The following is an 18,529-nucleotide window of genomic DNA, read 5'->3' as shown; positions in this document are numbered from 1 at the left end:
CTGCTTCGACGGTTATTACCGTCGAAGCAGGCCGTTTCTCGGTGTGTTGCGGATGAGCGCACGCCGGACCTGAAGGTCTGCGCCCGACCTGCGGGACCTAGGAGCGAGCTCGACCGTCGGACGGGGCCTCGCCGTCGGCGCCGTTGCCCTCCGGCTGGTCACCCTCGGCGGGCCCGTCCACCCCGGCCTCTTCGGAGTGCTCGCCGCCCGGTGTGGTCAGCGAGTCGGCCTCGGTCTCCTCGCGGTCGCGGTAGGCCATCCGCCGGAGCCGGGCGTTCATGTTGCGCACCAGGAACCACAGGGCCACCGCGAGCACGAAGAAGGCGATGAAGCCCCAGATGCCGGGGCCGATCGGAAGAGTGCCGCCGCCGCTCATCAGGCCTCCTGCCCCGTGCCGCCGTGCGCACCGGAATGTTCCTCGGAATGCGTCTCGGAGTGCGTGTCAGCGTGGGTCTCCGCACTGTCGCCACTGTCACCCTCGACCGTGTCGCTCCCGGACGGGACCAGGGCGATCTCGGGCGCGGACGACTCCGGGAGACGCCCGTCGTGGACGACGGCCAGGCCCGTGCTCGTGGCCAGCGCGTCCGCCGCGGCCGGGCTCTCGAGGCCCGCGAACAGGTCGTCCTCCCCGTCGGCGACCGGCACGTAGGACAGGGCAGCCTCGAACTCCTCGAAGCCCCACACCGTCCGCTGGATCTCCAGCGGCACCTGGAACCAGAAGCCGTCGGGGTCGATCTGCGTGGCGTGGGCCAGCAGCGCACGGTCCCGGGTCTCGAAATAGGCGCCGCAGTCGATCGTCGTCGTGGGGCGCCCCGCCCGGCGCGGCTTCCAGTTGGCCAGCCACTCGGCATACGGACTCTCGAGTCCCGCCTCGAGCATGGCGTCGTGGATGCGCGTCAGGCGCTCCTTGTTCCACCCGCCGTTGTAGTAGATCTTGAGCGGCTGCCACGGCTCGCCCGCGTGCGGGAACCGCGCCGGGTCGCCCGCGGCCTCGAACGCCGCCATCGCGACCGTGTGGCACATGATGTGGTCGGGGTGGGGGTAGCCGCCCTTCTCGTCGTACGTCGTCATGACGTGCGGGCGCCACGCCCGGATCACGCGCACGAGCGCCTCGGTGGTCACCTCGAGGTCCTCCAGCGCGAAGCAGCCCGGCGGCAGGGGTGGGAGCGGGTCGCCCTCGGGCAGGCCCGAGTCGACGAAGCCCAGCCAGGTGTGCTCGCAGCCGAGCACATCCTGGGCGGCCTTCATCTCGTCGCGCCGCACCTGGGCGAGGTCGCGCAGGATGTGGGGGTCGTTCTTGAGCTTCTCGTTGAGGATGTCGCCGCGCTCGCCGCCGGTGCACGAGACGACCATGACGGACGCCCCCTCGGCGACGTACTTCGCCGTCGTCGCGGCGCCCTTGCTCGACTCGTCGTCGGGGTGCGCGTGCACCGCCATCAACCGCATGCCCTTGGCCACGTGGCTCCCTGGTCGTTCCATCACGTCTGTCGTGTCGTCTGTCGTGTCGCTGCCCGGCGCCGCACGCCGGCCGGCGGCGTCGCTCGGTGACGTCACCGGCCGATGGCCGGGCGCCGCATCGGGCCGTCCCTGCATGGGGGACACTTGACCCGTTCGCCATCCTCTCACTCCCCCGCGGCGCCCCACGCCCGGGCCCGAACCGCCAGGACCCGTATGCCGTCCCGCACGACCCTGCCCCGCCCCGCTCCCGGCACGACCAAGTGGTGGGTCATCGGCACCCTCGGCATCGCGGCGGGCATCGCGCTCGCCGTGTGGTTCGGACTGTCGGCCACGCTCGGGCAGCCAAGCTGGCAGACGACCGGCTACAAGGTCGTCGACGACCAGAACGTCCGCGTCACGTTCGAAGTCAGCCGCCCCGGTGGCAAGGCGCTGACCTGCACGGTCGAGGCTCTTGCGCGCGACTTCAGCGTGGTCGGCACGAGCCAGGTCCAGGTCCCGGCGAGCGGCGACGAGACCTCGACCGAGACCGCGAGCCTGCGCACCACCTCGCGGGCCGTCACCGGCCAGGTCCGCACCTGCTCCTGACGGTCTGAGCTGCCGATTCGAGGCTGTCGGGCGTCCGCGGGCGGTCCCCCGGGTAAACGGCGAACTACGTGAATGCAACCTCACTTTGTTATCCTGGTTGCTTCACCAAGGGTCCGGACCCGTCGCCAGCCGGCAACACGAGTCGGCGACAACACGGTCGGGCCCTTCAGTTATGTAGGCGCCCACGCGAGCACCGCGTGGGCGTCGGTCCATCCAAGGAGTGACAACAGTGACCGAGACTGCCGCTGGCTTCCTGACCAAGGAGGCCTATGACCGCCTCAAGGCGGAGCTCGACCAGCTGACGGGCGAAGGTCGCATCGATATCGCGCGCAAGATCGAGGAGGCCCGCGAGGAGGGCGACCTCAAGGAGAACGGCGGGTACCACGCCGCGCGCGAGGAGCAGGGCAAAATGGAGGCCCGCATCCGCCAGCTCACCGAGCTGCTGCACAATGCGACGATCGGCGAGACCCCTGCTGACGATGGCATCGTCGAGCCCGGCATGGTCGTGACCGTCGAGATCTTCGGCGACGAGGAGACCTTCCTGCTCGGCAACCGCGAGATCGCGGACGGGTCCGACCTGCAGGTGTTCTCCGAGAAGTCGCCGATGGGCGCCGCCGTGAACGGCAAGAGCGTCGGCGACAAGACGTCCTACGAAGCGCCGAACGGCAAGACGATCGCTGTGACGATCCTCGCTGCGAAGCCCTACACCGGCTGAGCCTCGCGCCACACCGCACGGGCCGGGTCTCCTACGGGGACCCGGCCCGCCGCATTCCCGGCGCCGTCGCCCCCACCGTCGAGTGGGCGCCCAGCCCCACCAGCCCCCTGGGCACGCCCTCCCCACGGTCGAGTGGGCGCCCAGCCCCACCAGCCCCAGGGCCCAGGGCCTCCCCGTGGGACGGGAGTGACCCGTGTGACGGCGCGCTCATTCGACCGAATTGGAGCGCCGGACGCCGATGCCCTCCCCACCGTCGAGTGGGCGCCCAGCCCTACCAGCCCCACCAGACCCACCAGACTCGACGGGCTTCAGTCCGCGGGCGGGGTGAGGACCTGCTGGGCGACCGTTCGGGCGATGCCCGGGTTCCGCTCGGCGAGCAGCCCCGCCGCGAACAGCAGGTATGCCGTGTCGACGCGCGCGCGCGCCGCCCGCGGCACCTTCCAGCCGCCGGCGTGGTCGCCGAGCACCGCCCCGAGCACCTCCTCGCGACCTGCGGCGTCGGTGTGTCGCAGGACGCCGCCCGAGCCGACCAGAGTGGTGGCGTTCGCCAACGGCCGCGGTGACTCGGTGGGCTGCGCGGGCCGGGCATGGCGGCGCACGGCGACGAGTGCCGCCAGCCGGGCCAGCTCGAGGTCGAGGCCCCGTTCGCGGTCGTCGACGGGAAGCGAGCCGGGGCTCTCGTGGACGCGGACGGCATATGCACGGACGGCGTCGGCGTCCGCGACGGAGTCGAGGAGCCGCTCGGCCTCGGCCGCCTCGACGACGCCGAGCGAGTTCCAGCGCATGCCGAGGTCACCCTCGACGGTGCGCGCATGCCACAGCGGGGCGACGACGTCCTTGCGCAGGGAGGCGTCCTCGCCCTCGGGGGTGATGCACGAGTAGACGTCGGTCGTCGCGCCGCCGATGTCGACGACCATGACGTCGCCGTCCGCGACCTCGGCGAGTGCCTCGACCCCGCGCAGGACGACGTCGGGCGTGGCGGCTTCGACCATGTCGCCGAACGCGCTGTCGCGCGAGAGCCCCTTGCCGCCGATCACGTGGCGCAGGAACGCCTCGCGGATCGCGGCTCGCGCCGACTCGGGTGCGATGACCCCGATCTGCGGGAGGACGTTGGCCGCGGGGATGGTCGGGCGGGCCGTCGTGGCGAGCACGCCGATCGCCTCGTCGCGCGCGTCCAGGTTGCCGGCGACCACGACGGGCACCGCGTGCGCGCCGTGGCCACCGATCGCACCCTTGGCTAGACGAGCGGCGTTGTGCAGCAACACGTTCGAGTTCCCACCGTCGGTGCCGCCGACGAGCAGGACGATGTCGGGCCGAACGCCGCGGATGTCGGCGACGTCGCGCGTCGTCAGCTCACCCGCTGCGACATGCACGACCTTGGCGCCGGCCGACAGGCCCACGCGATGGCCGGCCTGCGCGGTGACGGTGCGTTCATAGCCGACGACCGCGAGACGCAGCCCTCCGCCCGCGCTGGAGCACGCGTGCACCACCGCCTCAGCCGGCACGCCGAGGCGCGCCCGCAGCGTCCGGTAGCCGTCGAGGATGTCGCCTCGGCCGTTCGCCGACGCCTGCGGCCCGGTCGTCGGCGTCGACGCGGTCCCGATGAGGGTCCCATCGTCGGCGAGCAGGGCGCCCTTGGTGAACGTCGACCCGAAGTCGACAGCGAGAATCGTCATGCGTGAGTCGTATGCCGTCTGTGTGCGTGGGTGCGGTGGGTGTGCGTATGCCGTGTGCCGGGGTGCCGCGCGAGCGCTGAGCCGTGCCCGCTCAGCCGTGGATGTCCAGCGCCTCGCGGAGGTCCGCGATGAGGTCGTCGACGTCCTCGATGCCGACGGAGAGCCGGATCAGGTCGGCGGGCACCTCGAGCTCGGTGCCGGCGACCGACTGGTGGGTCATCCGGGCCGGATGCTCGATGAGCGCCTCGACGCCACCGAGTGACTCACCCAGGGTCCACAGCTGCACGGTGCCACACGCCTTCACTGCGGCATCCTCGCCACGGCGCATCCGGAACGACACCATGCCGCCGAAGCGCTTCATCTGCCGCGCGGCGACGTCGTGGTTCGCGTGCGTCGCCAGACCCGGGTAGAGGACCTGTGACACACCGTCGTGGCTCTCGAGGAACTCGACGACCTTCTCGGCGTTGTCGCAGTGACGCTCCATGCGGACGGCCAGCGTCTTGAGGCCTCGCAGCGTGAGCCACGAGTCGAACGGACCCGCTACTCCACCAATACTGTTCTGGTGGAAGGCGATTCGCTCCTCAGCATCGTCGTATCCTGCCACGGCGATGTGCGGCGCCGTCACGACGGCGCCGCCGACGACGTCACTGTGCCCACCGGCATACTTGGTCGTCGAGTGGGTGACGATGTCGGCGCCGAGCGCGATCGGGCTCTGCAGGTAGGGCGTTGCGAAGGTGTTGTCGACGACGAGGACCGCGCCCGCCTCGTGCGCGATGGCCGCGATGGCCTCGATGTCGGCGATGCCGAGCAGCGGGTTGGTCGGCGTCTCGACCCAGACCATCTTGGTGCGGCCCGGGACGATGGCCGAGCGCACCGAGTCGAGGTCCCCCATGTGCGCGATCGAGTGGTCGATGCCCTGGGGCCTCGCGACCCGGTTGAAGTACCGGTACGTGCCGCCGTAGGCGTCGTTCGGGACGACCACGTGGTCGCCGGGGACGAGCAGCGCCCGCGCCACCGTGTCCTGACCGGCAAGGCCCGAGGCGAACGCGAAGCCCCGGCTGCCGCCCTCGAGTGCGGCGACGCACTCCTCCAGGGCCGTCCGGGTGGGGTTCGCCGAGCGGCTGTACTCGTACCCGTTGCGGAAGCCGCCGATGCCGTCCTGCTTGTACGTCGAGACCTGGTAGATCGGCGGGACCACGGCACCCGTCTGGGGGTCCGCCTCCTGGCCAGCGTGGATGGCGCGCGTGGAGAAGCCGTGCTCGTCAGACATGCTGCCGAGCCTATGCCACCGGGCATAGCCCGGCTCATGCCCTCGCGGCGCGGGCGCGCCCACTCGACCCTCCCGTGACCGAGCGCCCACTCGACCCTCGAGTGGGCGATGCGTCACACCCACAGCGTCCGCGTCCCCCTGCCCGCCCCGTGACCGAGCGCCCACTCGACCCTCGAGTGGCCGATGCGTCACACCCACGTCGTCAGCGTCCCCCCGCCCGCGCCGTGACCGAGCGCCCACTCGACCCTCGAGTGGCCGATGCGTCACACCCACGTCGTCCGCGTCCCCCCGCCCGCGCCCTGACCGAGCGCCCACTCGACCCTCGAGTGGCCGATGCGTCACACCCGCGGCGTCCGCGTCCTGGGTCCTGCCGCCGGGTGCCCGGCGGGCTGCGGTCTGGTGGGTCTCACGGTGCGTCGACCGGGTGGGCAGACGCTATCGGGCTTTGGTCCTAGTACCTCCGGACGGACTCAGGACCCTCCGGCGGGTCACAGGTCCTTGGCCCACTCCCTCGACCAGCCGGCGACCCGGAATCCCAGCTGCCGGTTGATCGCGATCATGTGGGCGTTCGTATCGGCGTTCCAGGTGTGCACACCCCGGACGGCGGGCTTCTCACTCTGCAGCGCCCGCAGGTTGGCGACCTTCATGGCCAGCCCGAGAGCGTGGCCCCGGTGCTCGCGCAGCACGAGCGTGTCGGTCTGGATCGCAACGTCGGGCATGCTCGGGCGGACGACGAGGTCGGTGAAGCCCACGAGGTGGCCCGACGGGACATGCCGCGCCACCGACTCGACGGCCCAGATCGGGCTCGGCGTGTTCCACAGCCGCCTGACTCGGTCGGCATCCCAGTCCTCCTCGGCGAGGTCGATGTCGCCGGTGGGGGCGTCGGTGCTCATGCGCCGCGACAGCAGGGCACGGTCCTCGAGCCATTCCTCCGGGAGGCCGTCGACGGCTGTCTCGATGACGTATGCCGCCGGGTCGAGGCCCGGCGCGAACGTGGCCAACCGCTCGTCGTCCAACGGGAGAACGAGCTTCTGCCTGAGGTCGACCTGCGTGGTCCGGTAACCTCGCGCGAGGGCGAAATCCGTTGCCGCGTCGCCTGATTCCACCGGTGACTCGGTGTGGTCGTGGACTCGAGTGCACCCCTCGTCGCGAAGCACCTGCTCGCAGTGGGCGAGAAGCATCGAGCCCAGACCCCGACGCCGGTGGGCGGGGTCGACCGAGAGCCAGATGCCGCCGGTCTCGGTGTTCTCGCGCGTGTGCCGCACGGTCTGGGCCGCGGCGACCGGCATACGGTCGTCACCGTCGCCGAGCCAGATCCCGAACGACCTGCGGGCCTCGGCACGACGCGGCGCGATGTCGAGGATCTCCTCGATCCCGATCTGCTGGGCGTCGTCCCCCCAGCTGTGACGGCTGGCGGTGTTGTGGACCGCGACCCAGGCCTCGCTGACCGGGTCGCCGGGCGCGAGGTCGATCTCGTCGACGTGCAGGCTCATGGCGCACATCCTCGCGAAGCCATGCGCGCACCAGCCACGCCTTTTCCCAACCGCCACATCGACGCAACACACCCGGCAACGGCATACACCGGCGGTTATTACTGGCGGGATTTGCGTTTGCTCGGTGTGTTCCCGGGCACCTACCCTCGGAACATGTACCGCCAGCAGCAGACGACGACGCCGGATCCCTCCGGCGCATCGATGCTGCACTGAGCCTCACTGCTCACCCATCGCCCCGGAGTCGGCTCCCGGGCGATGTGGCCAGGGTCCGACGGGGCCCAACCATCTGGAGCCGACCATGGAGCAACCCAATCCGGGCGACGACCTCGCCGATCTGCCGGACCATCGGGTTCTGAACCGCGACCTCGACGTCTTCGCCACCAACCCGCTCGCCGGGTCCGGCCTGCCGCTCTGGCTGCCTGCGGGTGCGGTGATCCGGTCGGAGCTGGAGCGCCTCGCCAAGGACCTCGCCGACCGCGACGGCTGTGTCGGTGTCTACTCGCCCGTCCTCGGCAAGCGTGCCCTGTTCGAGCGCTCAGGGCACTGGACCAAGTTCGCGGACGACATGTTCCCGACCATGCTCGTCGGTGACGACGAGCTCGTGCTGCGACCCGCGAACTGTCCGCACCACGCCCTCATCTACGCCGCGCGCCGTCACTCGTACCGGGAGCTGCCGTTGCGCCTCAACGAGCTGGCACCGATGTTCCGGGCCGAACGCTCGGGCGTCGTCTCGGGACTGACCCGGGTGCGCCAGATCAGCCTCGATGACACCCACGTCTTCTGCCGGCCCGACCAGGCCGGTGACGAGGCGGCCCGCGGGCTGCGCACCGCCCTGGAGGCGCAGCGCATCCTCGGCCTGCCCGTGGACCACGTGCGGCTGTCGATGCGAGACGACTCCGACGCGTGGCTCGGCACCCGGGAGCAGTGGGACCAGGCTGAGGCCGCGCTGCGCGAGTCGGGCCGCGCCATCCTCGAGACCCACGGGCTGCCCCTCGTCGAGGCACCCGGCGAGGCCGCCTTCTACGGCCCGAAGTTCGATCTCCAGGTGTACGACTCCCGAGGGCGCGAGGAGACCATCGCGACCGTCCAGATCGACTTCAACCAGCCCGAGGGCTTCGACCTGACCTACCACGGCGAGGACGGCGAGCAGCACCGTGTCGTCATGATCCACCGCGGCACCGTCGGGTCGATGGAGCGGGTCGTCGCCGCGCTCCTCGAGCGCTACGACGGGCGTATGCCGCTCTGGCTGGCTCCCGTCCAGGTGGCCGTCCTCCCGGTGTCAGCGGGACAGGACGACGCCGCTCGGTCGCTGGTCGAGGTCATGCGCGGCCACGGCGTCCGGGTCGAGCTGCTCTGCGACGACTCCCTCGGGGCGCGCGTCCGAGAGGCCCGTCGGCGCCGCGTCGCGCTCGTCGCCGTGGTCGGCGAGAGGGAGGCGGCCGCCGGCAGCGTGCAGGTCACCGACGTCGCCGCGGGCTTCCGCGGCGTCCTGCCGGCGGCCCGGCTCGTGGACCGGGTCCTCGACGCCCGAGCCCAGCGGCGCCGGCTGGTCGCCTGGGACGCCTGATCCCTCCCCGAGGATGGCCCCCTCCGACGGGCTGCCCCCGACGCCCCCTTTCTGCAACACACCGAGCAACCGCAAACGTCGACGGTTATTTCCGCCTGAGTTTGCCTTTGCTCGGTGTGTTGCGGAACGCGAGGGACCCGGGGAGCCGGCGCGGCGGGACCCCGGGACGGGTCCGGGCGGCATACGCGGGTGGCCTGCGGTGTTCTATCCACGCAAGGACGGCTACGAGCAAGGATGTGACACTGGAATGGTGTTCGGATTCGGCAGGAAGACCACGATGCCCACCCGCGACGAGGCGCTGCGCGGACGCGACGAGAGGCCGTTCGCCGTGAACCCGACGCACGTCGTCCTCGGCACCCCCATCGACGGGCCCTGGCCCGACGGTTCCGAGGTGATCTACGTGGCGATGGGCTGCTTCTGGGGTGTCGAGCGGATCTTCTGGCGGCAGCCCGGGGTGATCGCGACGGCCGTCGGCTACATGGGCGGCTACACCCAGAACCCCACCTACGAGGAGACCTGCACCGGCCTCACCGGCCACGCCGAGACGGTCCGCGTGGTCTACGACCCCACGAAGACGTCGCCCGAGATGCTGCTCAAGGCGTTCTGGGAGAACCACGACCCGACGACGGCCAACCGGCAGGGCAACGACATCGGCACGGCATACCGCTCGGCGATCTACTGGACGACCCCTGGGCAGGAGGCCGCGGCGGTGGCCACCCGCGACGCCTTCCAGGAGGTGCTCCACGACAACGGCTACGGCGAGATCACCACGGAGATCCGCTCGGCCAAGGACGCGGGGCCCTTCTACCTCGCCGAGGACTACCACCAGGGGTACCTCCACAAGAACCCCGGCGGCTACTGCAACCACGGCCCCAACGGCATGACCTGCCCGGTCGGCATCGTCCGCCAGGACCAGCTGCCCTCGCAGCAGGAGATCGCGCCGCCGGTGCAGTGACGGCGCCCGCCGCCCACACCTGGGACGTATGCCGCCCGGCCGGCCGGGCGGCATACGTCTGCCTCGGCGCGCCGCACCTACGTCGCCGCGCGCAACACACCGAGCAGCCGCACTCTCCTGGCGGTTATAACCGTCGGAGCTGCCGACTGCTCGGTGTGTTGCTTCTGACGCCCCGGCTGGCAGGATTCCCTGCATGGCGAAGACATTCCACATCAGCCGCGAGACGACCGTCGCGGCATCCCCGGAGCGGGTGCACGCCCTGATCAACGACCTGCACGAGTGGCAGAAATGGTCGCCGTGGGAGGGTCTCGACCCCGCCATGGACCGCGCGTATGCCGGGCCGGCCGCCGGCGTCGGGGCGACCTACGCCTGGAAGGGGAACCGTCAGGCCGGCGAGGGGCGGATGGAGATCACCGCGTCGGAGCCCCAGCACGTCGGCGTCGACCTGCTCTTCGCCTCGCCGATGAAGGCACACAACCAGGTCGACTTCACGCTGACACCGACCGGCGACGGCACCCGTGTCGAGTGGGCGATGACCGGGCCGCAGAACGTCGTCATGCGGATGATGAGCAAGTTCTGGTCGATGGAGAAGCTGATCGGCCCCGACTTCGAGAAGGGCCTGGCCCGGCTCAAGAGCGCCGCCGAGACCCCTTGAGCCCGCGGCGCGTCGGCCTCGGCCGCCGACCCGGGCGGACCCCGGCGGACCTCGGCCGGTCCGACCGGGGTGCTCGCCCGGCTAGAAGATCTGAACCCGTTCGGGCTCGGGGAGCCACATGCCGTCGTCCGCGGTCGTGCCGAAAGCGTCATGGAACTGACTCACGTTGCGGACGGCATTCCCCCGGATGTCCTGCGGTGAGTGCGGGTCGATCGCGAGCAGCCGAATCGCCTCTGCCTCACGGGACTTGCCCCTCCACACCTGAGCCCAGCCGATGAAGAACCGCTGCGGGCCGCTGAACCCGTCGATCTCGGCCATGCCGTCCTGCTCGCTCGCGATGCGGTACGCCGAGTAGCCGATCTGCAGACCTCCGAGGTCGCCGATGTTCTCCCCGACCGTGAGCCCGCCGTTCACCTTGTGCGAGGCGTCGAGACCGGCAGGGGTGTACGTACTGAACTGCTCGATGAGGCGCTGCGACAGACCGTCGAAGCGCTCCCGGTCGGCCTCGGTCCACCAGTCGCGCAGCGTTCCGGTGCCGTCGTAGCGCGAGCCCTGGTCGTCGAAGCCATGACCGAGCTCGTGCCCGATCACGGCGCCGATGCCGCCATAGTTGACGGCGTCGTCGGCCTCGACGTCGAAGAACGGTGGCTGCAGGATCGCGGCCGGGAAGACGATCTCGTTCATCGACGGCATGTAGTACGCGTTGACCGTCTGCGGCAGCATGAACCATTCCGTGCGGTCGATCGGCTGCCCGATCTTGCCGAAGTTGCGGTCGACCTCGAAAGCCGTTGCACGACAGACGTTTCCGACGAGATCTTCGGGGCTGATCTCGATCGACGAGTAGTCTCGCCAGCGATCGGGGTAGCCGATCTTGGGGGTGAACGCGTCGAGCTTGTCGATGGCCTGGTCGCGCGTCTCGGGTCCCATCCAGGCGAGCGAGCCGAACGACCGTCGGAAGGCCTCGACGAGGTTCGCCACGAGCTCCTGCATCCGCTCCTTGGCGGCCGGCGGGAACCACCGCTCGGCATAGAGCTGCCCGACCGCCTCGCCGATGCAGCCCTCGACGACGGCGACGCCGCGCTTCCACCGCTCCTTGTTCTCCGGCTGGCCCGACAGAGTCCGGCCGAAGAAGTCGAAGTCCTCGTCGACGAAGGCCTGGGGCAGCAGCGAGGCGAACTCGGACAGGACGTGCCAGGTCAGCCAGGCCTGCCAGTCGGCGATGTCGGCCGACTCGACGGCCTCGCCGAGCGCCGTGACGAAGCTCGGCTGCCTCACGACCACCTTGGCGAACGTGCCATCCGGGGAGCTCATCCCGGAAAGCCAAGCGTCCCAAGGAAACTGGGGCGCAAGCGCCTTTGCCTCGTCGTAGGTGTGCGCGTTGTAGGTCTTGATCGCGTCGCGGTTGGTCACGTTGTCCCAGTGCGACGACGCGAGGCGCGTCTCCAGTGCCATGACCCGGTCGGCCTTGCCCTCGGCGTCCGGAATCCCGGCGAGCGCCAGCAGCCGGCCGACGTGCGCCACATACGCAGTCCGGATGTCGGCGTACTTCTCCTCGCGGTAGAACGACTCGTCCGGCAGCCCGAGCCCGCCCTGCTCGAGATAGACGACGTAGTCCTCGGGAGACCGCTCGTCGGGGCTGACCCAGTGATGCAGCACCCCGCTGACCCCGGCGCGGGCCAGCCGCCCGAGGGCGCCGCCGAGCGCCTCCGCACTGGTGACGGTTGCGACCTCGGACAGCAGGGGCTCGAGCGGGGTGAGGCCGAGGTCCTCGATCCGGGCGGTGTCCATGAAGCTCGCGTAGAGGTCGCCGACCTGCCGGGCCGGTGAGCCGTCTGGCCAGTCGTGGGCGGCCGCGGCGTCCTCGATGAGGTCGCGAACACGCGACGTCGACTGCTCACGCAGGATGTCGAAGGTGCCGAACCGGGCGCGGTCATCCGGGATCTCCGTCGTGTCGAGCCACGTCCCGTTGACGAACCGGAAGAGGTCGTCCTGGGGACGCGTCGACCGGTCGAACGCCTCGAGGTTGATTCCGGACTTCAGGACCACGGTGACTCCCCTTCTCTCAGACCGCCCGCATGTCGGGCCCACGAGGAGCCTAACCGCGCCGTATGCCGTCCCGGCTCCTTGGCGTCGAGAGTGGGGCGATGTCTTGGGACCCCAGAACGGCCCCGGCGTCTGCCGTCCGGCCTTCCCTCCTCCCGTTCTTCGTCGAGTGGGCGGCCCGTCCCACCCGTCACACCCGAACCCGGCCCACGGCTGGGCCTCGTGGGACGGGGCGCCCACTCGACCAGACAGGTCAGGCGGGTTCGAAGGGGCGACGCGAGGCCCCCCTGGTCGTCGAGTGGGCGGCCCCGTCCCACCCGTCACACCCGAACCCGGCCCACGGCTGGGACTGGTGGGACGGGGCGCCCACTCGACCAGACAGGTCAGGCGGATTCTGAGGGGCAGCGCCCGGAGGGCACGCGCGCTAGGGCCCGGCCCAGGCTGCAGGCCGCAGGTCGCAGGTCGCAGGCTGGGCAGGCGAATGCCGCTGGGTCGGGTCCCGTCTTCCCGACCCAGCGGCATCCCGGCGCGGGCGCCGGCTCCATGGTTCAGCGGCGCATACGACCGGTGATGACGCCGACCAGCCCCACGATGAGCAGCATCCCGCCGAAGGCCCCGATCATCGGCGGGCCGACCAGGCGCAGGTTGACGTCGGTGTCGGTGAGGTTGGCCACCAGGACGTAGGCGGCGACGATCATGCTCAGCAGGCCGAGCATGATCGCGCCGGGGCGCGGACCGCGCCGCACGACGACGAGGGCGGGACGGGTCGGCTCCTGCGGTCCCGCCACGGGCGCCGGAGCGGTGGGCGGGGGCAGGTGCGGGAGACCGCTGCCGGGCAGCGGGTCTGGCTCGGTGACGACATCGTCCGGCACCGGCGTGGCGGGCTCGACCCGGAACGGCCGGGCGGCAGGCACCTCGCGCGTCGCGGTTGTGGGGATAGGCGACGTCGACCCGGCTCCGACCCCCGACGGCACCGCGCTCGAGGCCGGGCTCGCGGGCGACGTCGAAGCCGGCATCTCGGGCCAGCCGAGCTGCGAGGAGAGGCTTGTCGTGCCCGCCGATGCAGCTGGCTCCGGCGTCGGCTCGGCCGTCGGGTCGCTGAACTCCTGCGTGTGGTCGCCAGGGCGGATCTCGTTGTCACTCATGTCAGTTGTCTCCAGTGCTGGAGTCGAGGCTTCGGAGGTCGACTCGACGTCGTTGGTGTCTGTGGTGTCCTGGCGTTCGCGTGCGCTCTCGGGATCGGTCCCCGGCCTGCTCATGACGCACTCGCCGTGCTGATCTGGATCGAGCCGAGGCCGACCTCAGCGTCGACCACGAGGTCGGTGGGCTGGTTCTCGGCGCCGTAGCTGACGGTCTGCTGCCAGTGCACGCCGTCTGTCGTGTACTCGTTGGTGCCGGTCTTCCGCATCCCGGTCTCGATGCTCGGGGTGTTGGCGTCGGTCGCGACGACCTCACCCGCGCGTCCCTTGGAGTTGACGACGACGTGCATGTCCTTCGGGACGACGATGTCGAGCTCGCCCAGGCCGACGGTGGCCTTGACGGTGTCGGGCTCAGGGGTGGTGGCCAGCTCGGCCTTGGTCAGCTTGCTCAGGTCGAGCTGGAGGTTGCCCATGGTGACCTGGTAGTCGGTCAGCTGCGAGGCGGATGTCGGGGCGAAGTCGCGCTCACCGATCTGCCACGGCTGGGTCAGACCCACCGGCGCCGCGGACGCGAAGACCGCGCCGAAGATGCCGAGCCAGGCGAACAGGGCCAGGCCGCCGGACCGCCGGCCGGCCATGCCGGCCACGAGGATGCCGAGCCCGAGGACGCCGAGCCCTGCGGCGATGCCGATCGCGATCGGGTTGCCGAGCCAGTCCCCGGCCTTGGCGAGCTGCGTGAACAGGGCGCCGGTGAGGACTGCGGCACCGAGAACGAGCATTCCGGCCGCGAAGCCGATGGAGCGGACGTGCTCGCGGGGGGCGCGAACGGGGGCCGGCTTCGTCCAGGCCGGCCCGGTCTGAGGGGTGGCCGTGCGCTGCCCGGTCATCGCCGCGCCGGCGTTGGCGGCGGCGTTGCCCGTCGATCCCGTGCCCGCGGACGACCCGGCGCTGCCGGCGTCACTCGAACCCACGGTCGATCCGGTCGAGCCGGTCGAGCTGGTCGATCCGCTCCGGCCCTGAGCACCCTCGCTCCATGGCCAGCCGATGAGGTCGCGACCACGGTCGGTGCGGGTGAGGAAGTACCACGCGAGCACGGCGACGAGGATGAAGCCCCCGAACCGTAGGCCCTGCGTGTCACCACCCCACCAGGGGCCGCCGCCGAGGACCGAGATCGCCGTGACGATGAGCAGGAAGATCGAGCTCCCCTCGCCGTGCTTGAGCGCGCGCTCGATGTGGATCTCGCCGCGCTCGTCCGGCATGAGCAGCCAGAGCGTCAGGTAGAGCGCCACACCCATCCCGAAGAAGATCGAGAAGAGGATGAAGCCCGCACGGACGATGAGCGGGTCGACACCCAGCCAACGGGCCAGGCCCGTCGACACTCCGGCGAACCACTTGCCGTCGGAGCTCCGCACGATCCCCGGACGACGGAGTGCCTCGTAGAAACCGTCCAGACCGTGCCCCTGCTGCGGAGGGGTGCCGTTGCTTTTCGTCATGTCACCAGAGTGTCCGTTCGGTCCGGCGGCAACCATGAGGGTCGACCCTGAACGGACCCTGACGCAACCCCCAAACCCGGCCCCGAGGGTCGCCGCCACCCCCTGAGGTGGGCGAGGATGGAAGGGTGCAGACGGCATACGAGCAGGGTGGAGGCGGGAGCGCGCCGGTCGACCCGACGTGGCGGACGACGCCCCGGCCTCCCCTCGCGCGTCCACGGGACGGCCGCGTCATCGCCGGCGTCGCTGCGGGAGTGGCGGGGCACCTCGGCCTGCCGGTCGGCTGGGTGCGGATCGGGTTCGTGCTGACGAGCATCCCGTTCGGTGCGGGCCTCGTCGTCTACGTCTTCCTCTGGGCCACGATGCGCGAGGCGCTGGACGTCGACCCGGCCGTCGCGGCTAGCTCGGCAGGCTCGGCGGCGACGGCACCTGGCGCCTACACGTCCACCACCTCCGCACCCCGGCACCGGCTCGACCTCGCGGCGCTGCGCACGTGGCTGCGCAGCGGCAACCAGGCGGTCGTCATCACCCTCCTCGGAGTCGCGGCCCTCGCCGTCGCCGGCGCGCTCTGGCTCGGAAGCGTGGGCTTCGACGTCCACGCCGAGGTGATCCTGCCGATCGTCGCCATCGCCATCGGGGCGATCTTCTTCTGGTCGCAGCTGGACGAGACCGACGCCCTCGGCTCCAGGCGGCCGGTGCGCTGGATCTGGCTCCTGGTCGGGCTGAGCCTGACCATCCTCGGCCTCGTCGGGCTGCTGGTGCGCGGCACGAACCTCGCCGAGCTCGGGCAGGTGGCCGGCGCCGTGCTCGCCGCGCTCGTCGGCGTCACCGTGCTCTCCGCACCGTGGATCCTGCGGCTGTGGAGCAACCTGCGCGTCGAGCAGGCCGCCCGCATCCGGGCCACCGAGCGCGCGGACATCGCCGCTCACCTGCACGACTCGGTGCTCCAGACGCTCGCGCTCATCCAGCGCCAGAGCGGAGACGCCGCGACGGTGGCCCGGCTGGCCCGGGCTCAGGAGCGCCAGCTGCGCACCTACCTCTATGACGAGGACGCCCGCGCGGGCACCCTCGGAGCCGCCCTGACCGCCGCGCTCGGTGAGGTCGAGGACCTCCACGGCGTGCCCGTCCAGCTCGTCGTCACCGGCGACCGCCCGATGGACGAGCACCTCGACGCGCTCGTCAAGGCGGTGCGCGAGGCGGCTTGGAACGCCGTGCGCCACGGCGAACCACCCGTGAGCGCCTACGTCGAGGTGGGCCCGGACGTCGTGGAAGCGTTCGTCCGCGACCACGGCTCGGGTTTCGACCTCACGGATGTGCCGGACGACCGGGCGGGCGTCCGTGAGTCGATCATCGGGCGGATGGAGCGACACGGCGGGTCCGCCCGGATCCGGCGGCGTCCCGACGGCACCGAGATCGAGCTGCGGCTGCCCGTGTCCGAGCCGTCTCCTGCCTCGAACGGCAAGGACGCCAAGGACGCTGGCAAGGCCAACGGCGAGGGCAAGGGGCACGTCCGGGCGAACGGGAAGTCCACCGGCAGGACCCACGACGCGTCCGCCAGCAAGACCGAGGGCGGGGCCGAGGACCGGCCGGGCGACCAGAGCAGCGACCAGAGCAGCGACCAGAGCAGCGACCAGAGCGGCGACCAGAGCGGCGACCAGAGCGGCGACCCGGCGCACGCCACGGCCGAAGGGCACTCCGACGTCATGAGCAACGGCCACGACCCGAGCCCGGAGCCCATCGATGGTGCCGGTGGCACCACAATGGGCGGGACGAACGGCCACGCCACGACACCGGCGAAGCAGAACGAGGAGCAGCCCACATGACCGAGCGGCGGACCATCCGCATCGTCATCGTCGACGACCACCACATGTTCCGCACCGGCGTCCGCGCCGAGCTGACCGCACTGGCGAGCTCGGCGGCATACCGCCTGGAGATCGTCGGCGAGGCCGGCGCCGTCGAGTCCGCGACGCAGGTCATCACCCAGGAGCAGCCTGACGTCGTGCTCCTCGACGTGCACCTCCCAGGCGGCGACGGACATGGCGGCGCCGACGTGATCCGCGCCTGCGCAGCAGTGCAGAACCCCGCGGGCACGCCGGTCCGCTTCCTGGCCCTGTCCGTGTCGGACGCGGCCGAGGACGTCATCGCCGTGATCCGCGCCGGAGCCCGGGGCTATGTGACGAAGACCATCAGTGCCGAGGAGCTGCTCACGGCCATCGGTCGCGTGGCCGATGGCGACGCCGTGTTCAGCCCGCGCCTGGCCGGCTTCGTCCTCGACGCGTTCGGCGCGGCGGCGGGAGAGGTGGCCGAGATCGACGAGGAGCTCGACCGGCTGTCGGCCCGCGAGCGCGAGGTGATGCGCCTCATCGCCCGCGGCTACCAGTACAAGGAAGTCGCGAAAGAGCTCTTCATCTCGGTGAAAACCGTTGAGACACATGTGAGCTCGGTGCTGCGCAAACTGCAGCTCAGCTCGCGCCACGAGCTGACGGCCTGGGCGATGGGCCGCCGTCTGCTCTAGGCGTGCTCCGGTTCAGCGACGTCGCTGAGGATCACCGGCGTCTCAGCGCTCCGACGTCGCTGACGCTTGTCGACGTCAGTCGCCGCTGCCGCGGGAGAACCGCCGCAGCGCGGTGACGATGATCTCCGGGGCGTCGGTGTGCACCCAGTGCCCGGCGCCCTTGATCGTGAACTGGCGAGTCCGCGGGAAATGCTGCCGCATCCGTTCGGAGTCGGCCCTCTTGATGTATGCCGAGTCGCCACCGGCGATCCAGAGCACCGGACCCGCGAACGCCGGCAGGTCCTCGGCATCGGCGGGCCAGTCAGCGATGCGGGACTCGCGGCCCATCTCGGCGTCGCGCGCGATGAGGTCGAGGTTCGCCTGCCAGTACCACCGAGCGTGCTCACCAGACCCTTCGCGGCGCAGGTTCTGCAGCAGGAACGCCTTGACCCCGGGGTCGCTCTCCTCGAACCGCGCCTCCGCGTCGGCGCGGCTCGTCAGCTCGTCGAGCGGCAGGCTTTTCATCTCGTCGATGTAGCCCTGGAACCGGTCGAGCGACCCGTATCCCTTGGGTGCGATGTCGACGACGACGAGCCGGTCGACGAGGTCGGGATGGCGCAGCGCGAGGAACATCGCCACCTTGCCGCCGAGCGAATGGCCGACGACCATCCAGCGTTCGCCGGGAGCGGCGGCGCGCAGGGTGGCCGCGACCGCGTCGGCGTACCCGTCGAGGGAGAAGGACTGCGACCACGGCGAGCGGCCGTGGTCGGGCAGGTCGACGAGCAGGCAGCGGGCGCGCGACCCGTCCGGGCCGCTCACGGCCTTGGCGATCTGGTTCCAGTTGCGGCCCTGCCCGAAAAGGCCGTGCAGGAAAGCGATCCGGGGCCCCGCGGTGCCCACCGACAGCGTGTTGAGCAGGGTGTTCGCAGAGGCGGGCGAGCTCATGCCGACGAGCCTACGCGTATGCCGTCGGCCTCCTCACCAGCGTT

At 71.0% G+C, this 18,529-nt stretch carries 17 protein-coding genes; 8 read left to right on the top strand and 9 right to left on the bottom strand.

Annotated elements, in window-relative coordinates; genetic code table 11:
- Positions 1-97: 97 nt before the first annotated feature.
- Together ACWEOW_RS23260 and mca are read right to left on the bottom strand one after the other, a co-directional pair.
- Positions 98-376: a hypothetical protein gene (locus tag ACWEOW_RS23260; RefSeq protein WP_452271628.1), complete on the bottom strand. Its 279-nt coding sequence runs from the start codon at positions 374-376 to the stop codon at positions 98-100.
- Positions 376-1,458 (bottom strand): mycothiol conjugate amidase Mca, encoded by a 1,083-nt coding sequence (mca, locus tag ACWEOW_RS23255; protein ID WP_452271627.1) that lies wholly within the window; start codon positions 1,456-1,458, stop codon positions 376-378. The genes ACWEOW_RS23260 and mca overlap by 1 nt, the downstream gene beginning before the upstream one ends.
- Positions 1,459-1,671: 213 nt before the next feature.
- Between mca and ACWEOW_RS23250 the strand changes: the two genes are divergently transcribed.
- Together ACWEOW_RS23250 and greA are read left to right on the top strand one after the other, a co-directional pair.
- Positions 1,672-2,043 (top strand): DUF4307 domain-containing protein, encoded by a 372-nt coding sequence (locus tag ACWEOW_RS23250; protein WP_452271626.1) that lies wholly within the window; start codon positions 1,672-1,674, stop codon positions 2,041-2,043.
- A gap of 229 nt (positions 2,044-2,272) precedes the next feature.
- The gene (greA, locus tag ACWEOW_RS23245) at positions 2,273-2,758 is read left to right on the top strand and encodes a transcription elongation factor GreA (RefSeq protein ID WP_452271625.1); all 486 of its coding nucleotides are present in this window, start codon (positions 2,273-2,275) and stop codon (positions 2,756-2,758) included.
- 308 nt (positions 2,759-3,066) lie between these two features.
- Here greA and ACWEOW_RS23240 read toward each other — a convergent pair whose 3' ends face one another.
- From ACWEOW_RS23240 to ACWEOW_RS23230, 3 genes are all read right to left on the bottom strand, one after another.
- A complete protein-coding gene (locus ACWEOW_RS23240) occupies positions 3,067-4,434 on the bottom strand; it encodes a glutamate mutase L (protein WP_452271624.1) in 1,368 nt (455 codons plus the stop codon).
- A gap of 91 nt (positions 4,435-4,525) precedes the next feature.
- Positions 4,526-5,704, bottom strand: a complete 1,179-nt coding sequence (locus ACWEOW_RS23235) for a cystathionine gamma-synthase (RefSeq protein WP_452271623.1) — start codon at positions 5,702-5,704, stop codon at positions 4,526-4,528.
- A 488-nt stretch (positions 5,705-6,192) separates the two neighbouring features.
- A complete protein-coding gene (locus ACWEOW_RS23230) occupies positions 6,193-7,197 on the bottom strand; it encodes a GNAT family N-acetyltransferase (RefSeq protein WP_452271622.1) in 1,005 nt (334 codons plus the stop codon).
- A gap of 21 nt (positions 7,198-7,218) precedes the next feature.
- Here ACWEOW_RS23230 and ACWEOW_RS23225 point away from each other — a divergent pair, with 21 nt between their 5' ends.
- The 4 genes from ACWEOW_RS23225 (at position 7,219) to ACWEOW_RS23210 (ending at position 10,374) form a co-directional block, all read left to right on the top strand.
- The gene (locus ACWEOW_RS23225) at positions 7,219-7,410 is read left to right on the top strand and encodes a hypothetical protein (protein ID WP_452271621.1); all 192 of its coding nucleotides are present in this window, start codon (positions 7,219-7,221) and stop codon (positions 7,408-7,410) included.
- 85 nt (positions 7,411-7,495) lie between these two features.
- Positions 7,496-8,764: a threonine--tRNA ligase gene (gene thrS, locus ACWEOW_RS23220; protein WP_452271620.1), complete on the top strand. Its 1,269-nt coding sequence runs from the start codon at positions 7,496-7,498 to the stop codon at positions 8,762-8,764.
- A gap of 247 nt (positions 8,765-9,011) precedes the next feature.
- Positions 9,012-9,719: a peptide-methionine (S)-S-oxide reductase MsrA gene (gene msrA / locus ACWEOW_RS23215; RefSeq protein WP_452271619.1), complete on the top strand. Its 708-nt coding sequence runs from the start codon at positions 9,012-9,014 to the stop codon at positions 9,717-9,719.
- A gap of 193 nt (positions 9,720-9,912) precedes the next feature.
- Complete coding sequence (locus ACWEOW_RS23210; protein WP_452271618.1) at positions 9,913-10,374, top strand: SRPBCC family protein; 462 nt, start codon at positions 9,913-9,915, stop codon at positions 10,372-10,374.
- 81 nt (positions 10,375-10,455) lie between these two features.
- Here the strand turns inward: ACWEOW_RS23210 and ACWEOW_RS23205 are convergent, their stop codons facing one another.
- The 3 genes from ACWEOW_RS23205 to ACWEOW_RS23195 all read right to left on the bottom strand — a co-directional run bounded on the left by ACWEOW_RS23205 (position 10,456) and on the right by ACWEOW_RS23195 (position 15,049).
- Entirely contained in the window at positions 10,456-12,420 is a 1,965-nt protein-coding gene (locus ACWEOW_RS23205; protein WP_452271617.1) for a M13 family metallopeptidase, read from the bottom strand.
- 545 nt (positions 12,421-12,965) lie between these two features.
- Positions 12,966-13,562 carry a hypothetical protein gene (locus ACWEOW_RS23200; protein WP_452271616.1) on the bottom strand — a complete coding sequence of 199 codons (597 nt, stop codon included), beginning with the start codon at positions 13,560-13,562 and terminating at the stop codon, positions 12,966-12,968.
- A 110-nt stretch (positions 13,563-13,672) separates the two neighbouring features.
- Entirely contained in the window at positions 13,673-15,049 is a 1,377-nt protein-coding gene (locus tag ACWEOW_RS23195; protein ID WP_452271615.1) for a PspC domain-containing protein, read from the bottom strand.
- Positions 15,050-15,174: 125 nt separating this feature from the next.
- Between ACWEOW_RS23195 and ACWEOW_RS23190 the strand changes: the two genes are divergently transcribed.
- Both ACWEOW_RS23190 and ACWEOW_RS23185 read left to right on the top strand, forming a co-directional pair.
- On the top strand, positions 15,175-16,869 hold the full coding sequence (locus ACWEOW_RS23190) for an ATP-binding protein (protein ID WP_452271614.1): 1,695 nt from the start codon (positions 15,175-15,177) through the stop codon (positions 16,867-16,869).
- Positions 16,866-17,561: a LuxR C-terminal-related transcriptional regulator gene (locus ACWEOW_RS23185; protein WP_452271613.1), complete on the top strand. Its 696-nt coding sequence runs from the start codon at positions 16,866-16,868 to the stop codon at positions 17,559-17,561. The genes ACWEOW_RS23190 and ACWEOW_RS23185 overlap by 4 nt, the downstream gene beginning before the upstream one ends.
- A gap of 75 nt (positions 17,562-17,636) precedes the next feature.
- Here the strand turns inward: ACWEOW_RS23185 and ACWEOW_RS23180 are convergent, their stop codons facing one another.
- The gene (locus tag ACWEOW_RS23180; RefSeq protein ID WP_452271612.1) at positions 17,637-18,485 is read right to left on the bottom strand and encodes an alpha/beta fold hydrolase; all 849 of its coding nucleotides are present in this window, start codon (positions 18,483-18,485) and stop codon (positions 17,637-17,639) included.
- Positions 18,486-18,529 lie beyond the last annotated feature (44 nt).

The sequence above is a fragment of the Monashia sp. NPDC004114 genome, from assembly GCF_053603855.1.
This window is presented reverse-complemented; position numbering and strand designations above follow the sequence as displayed.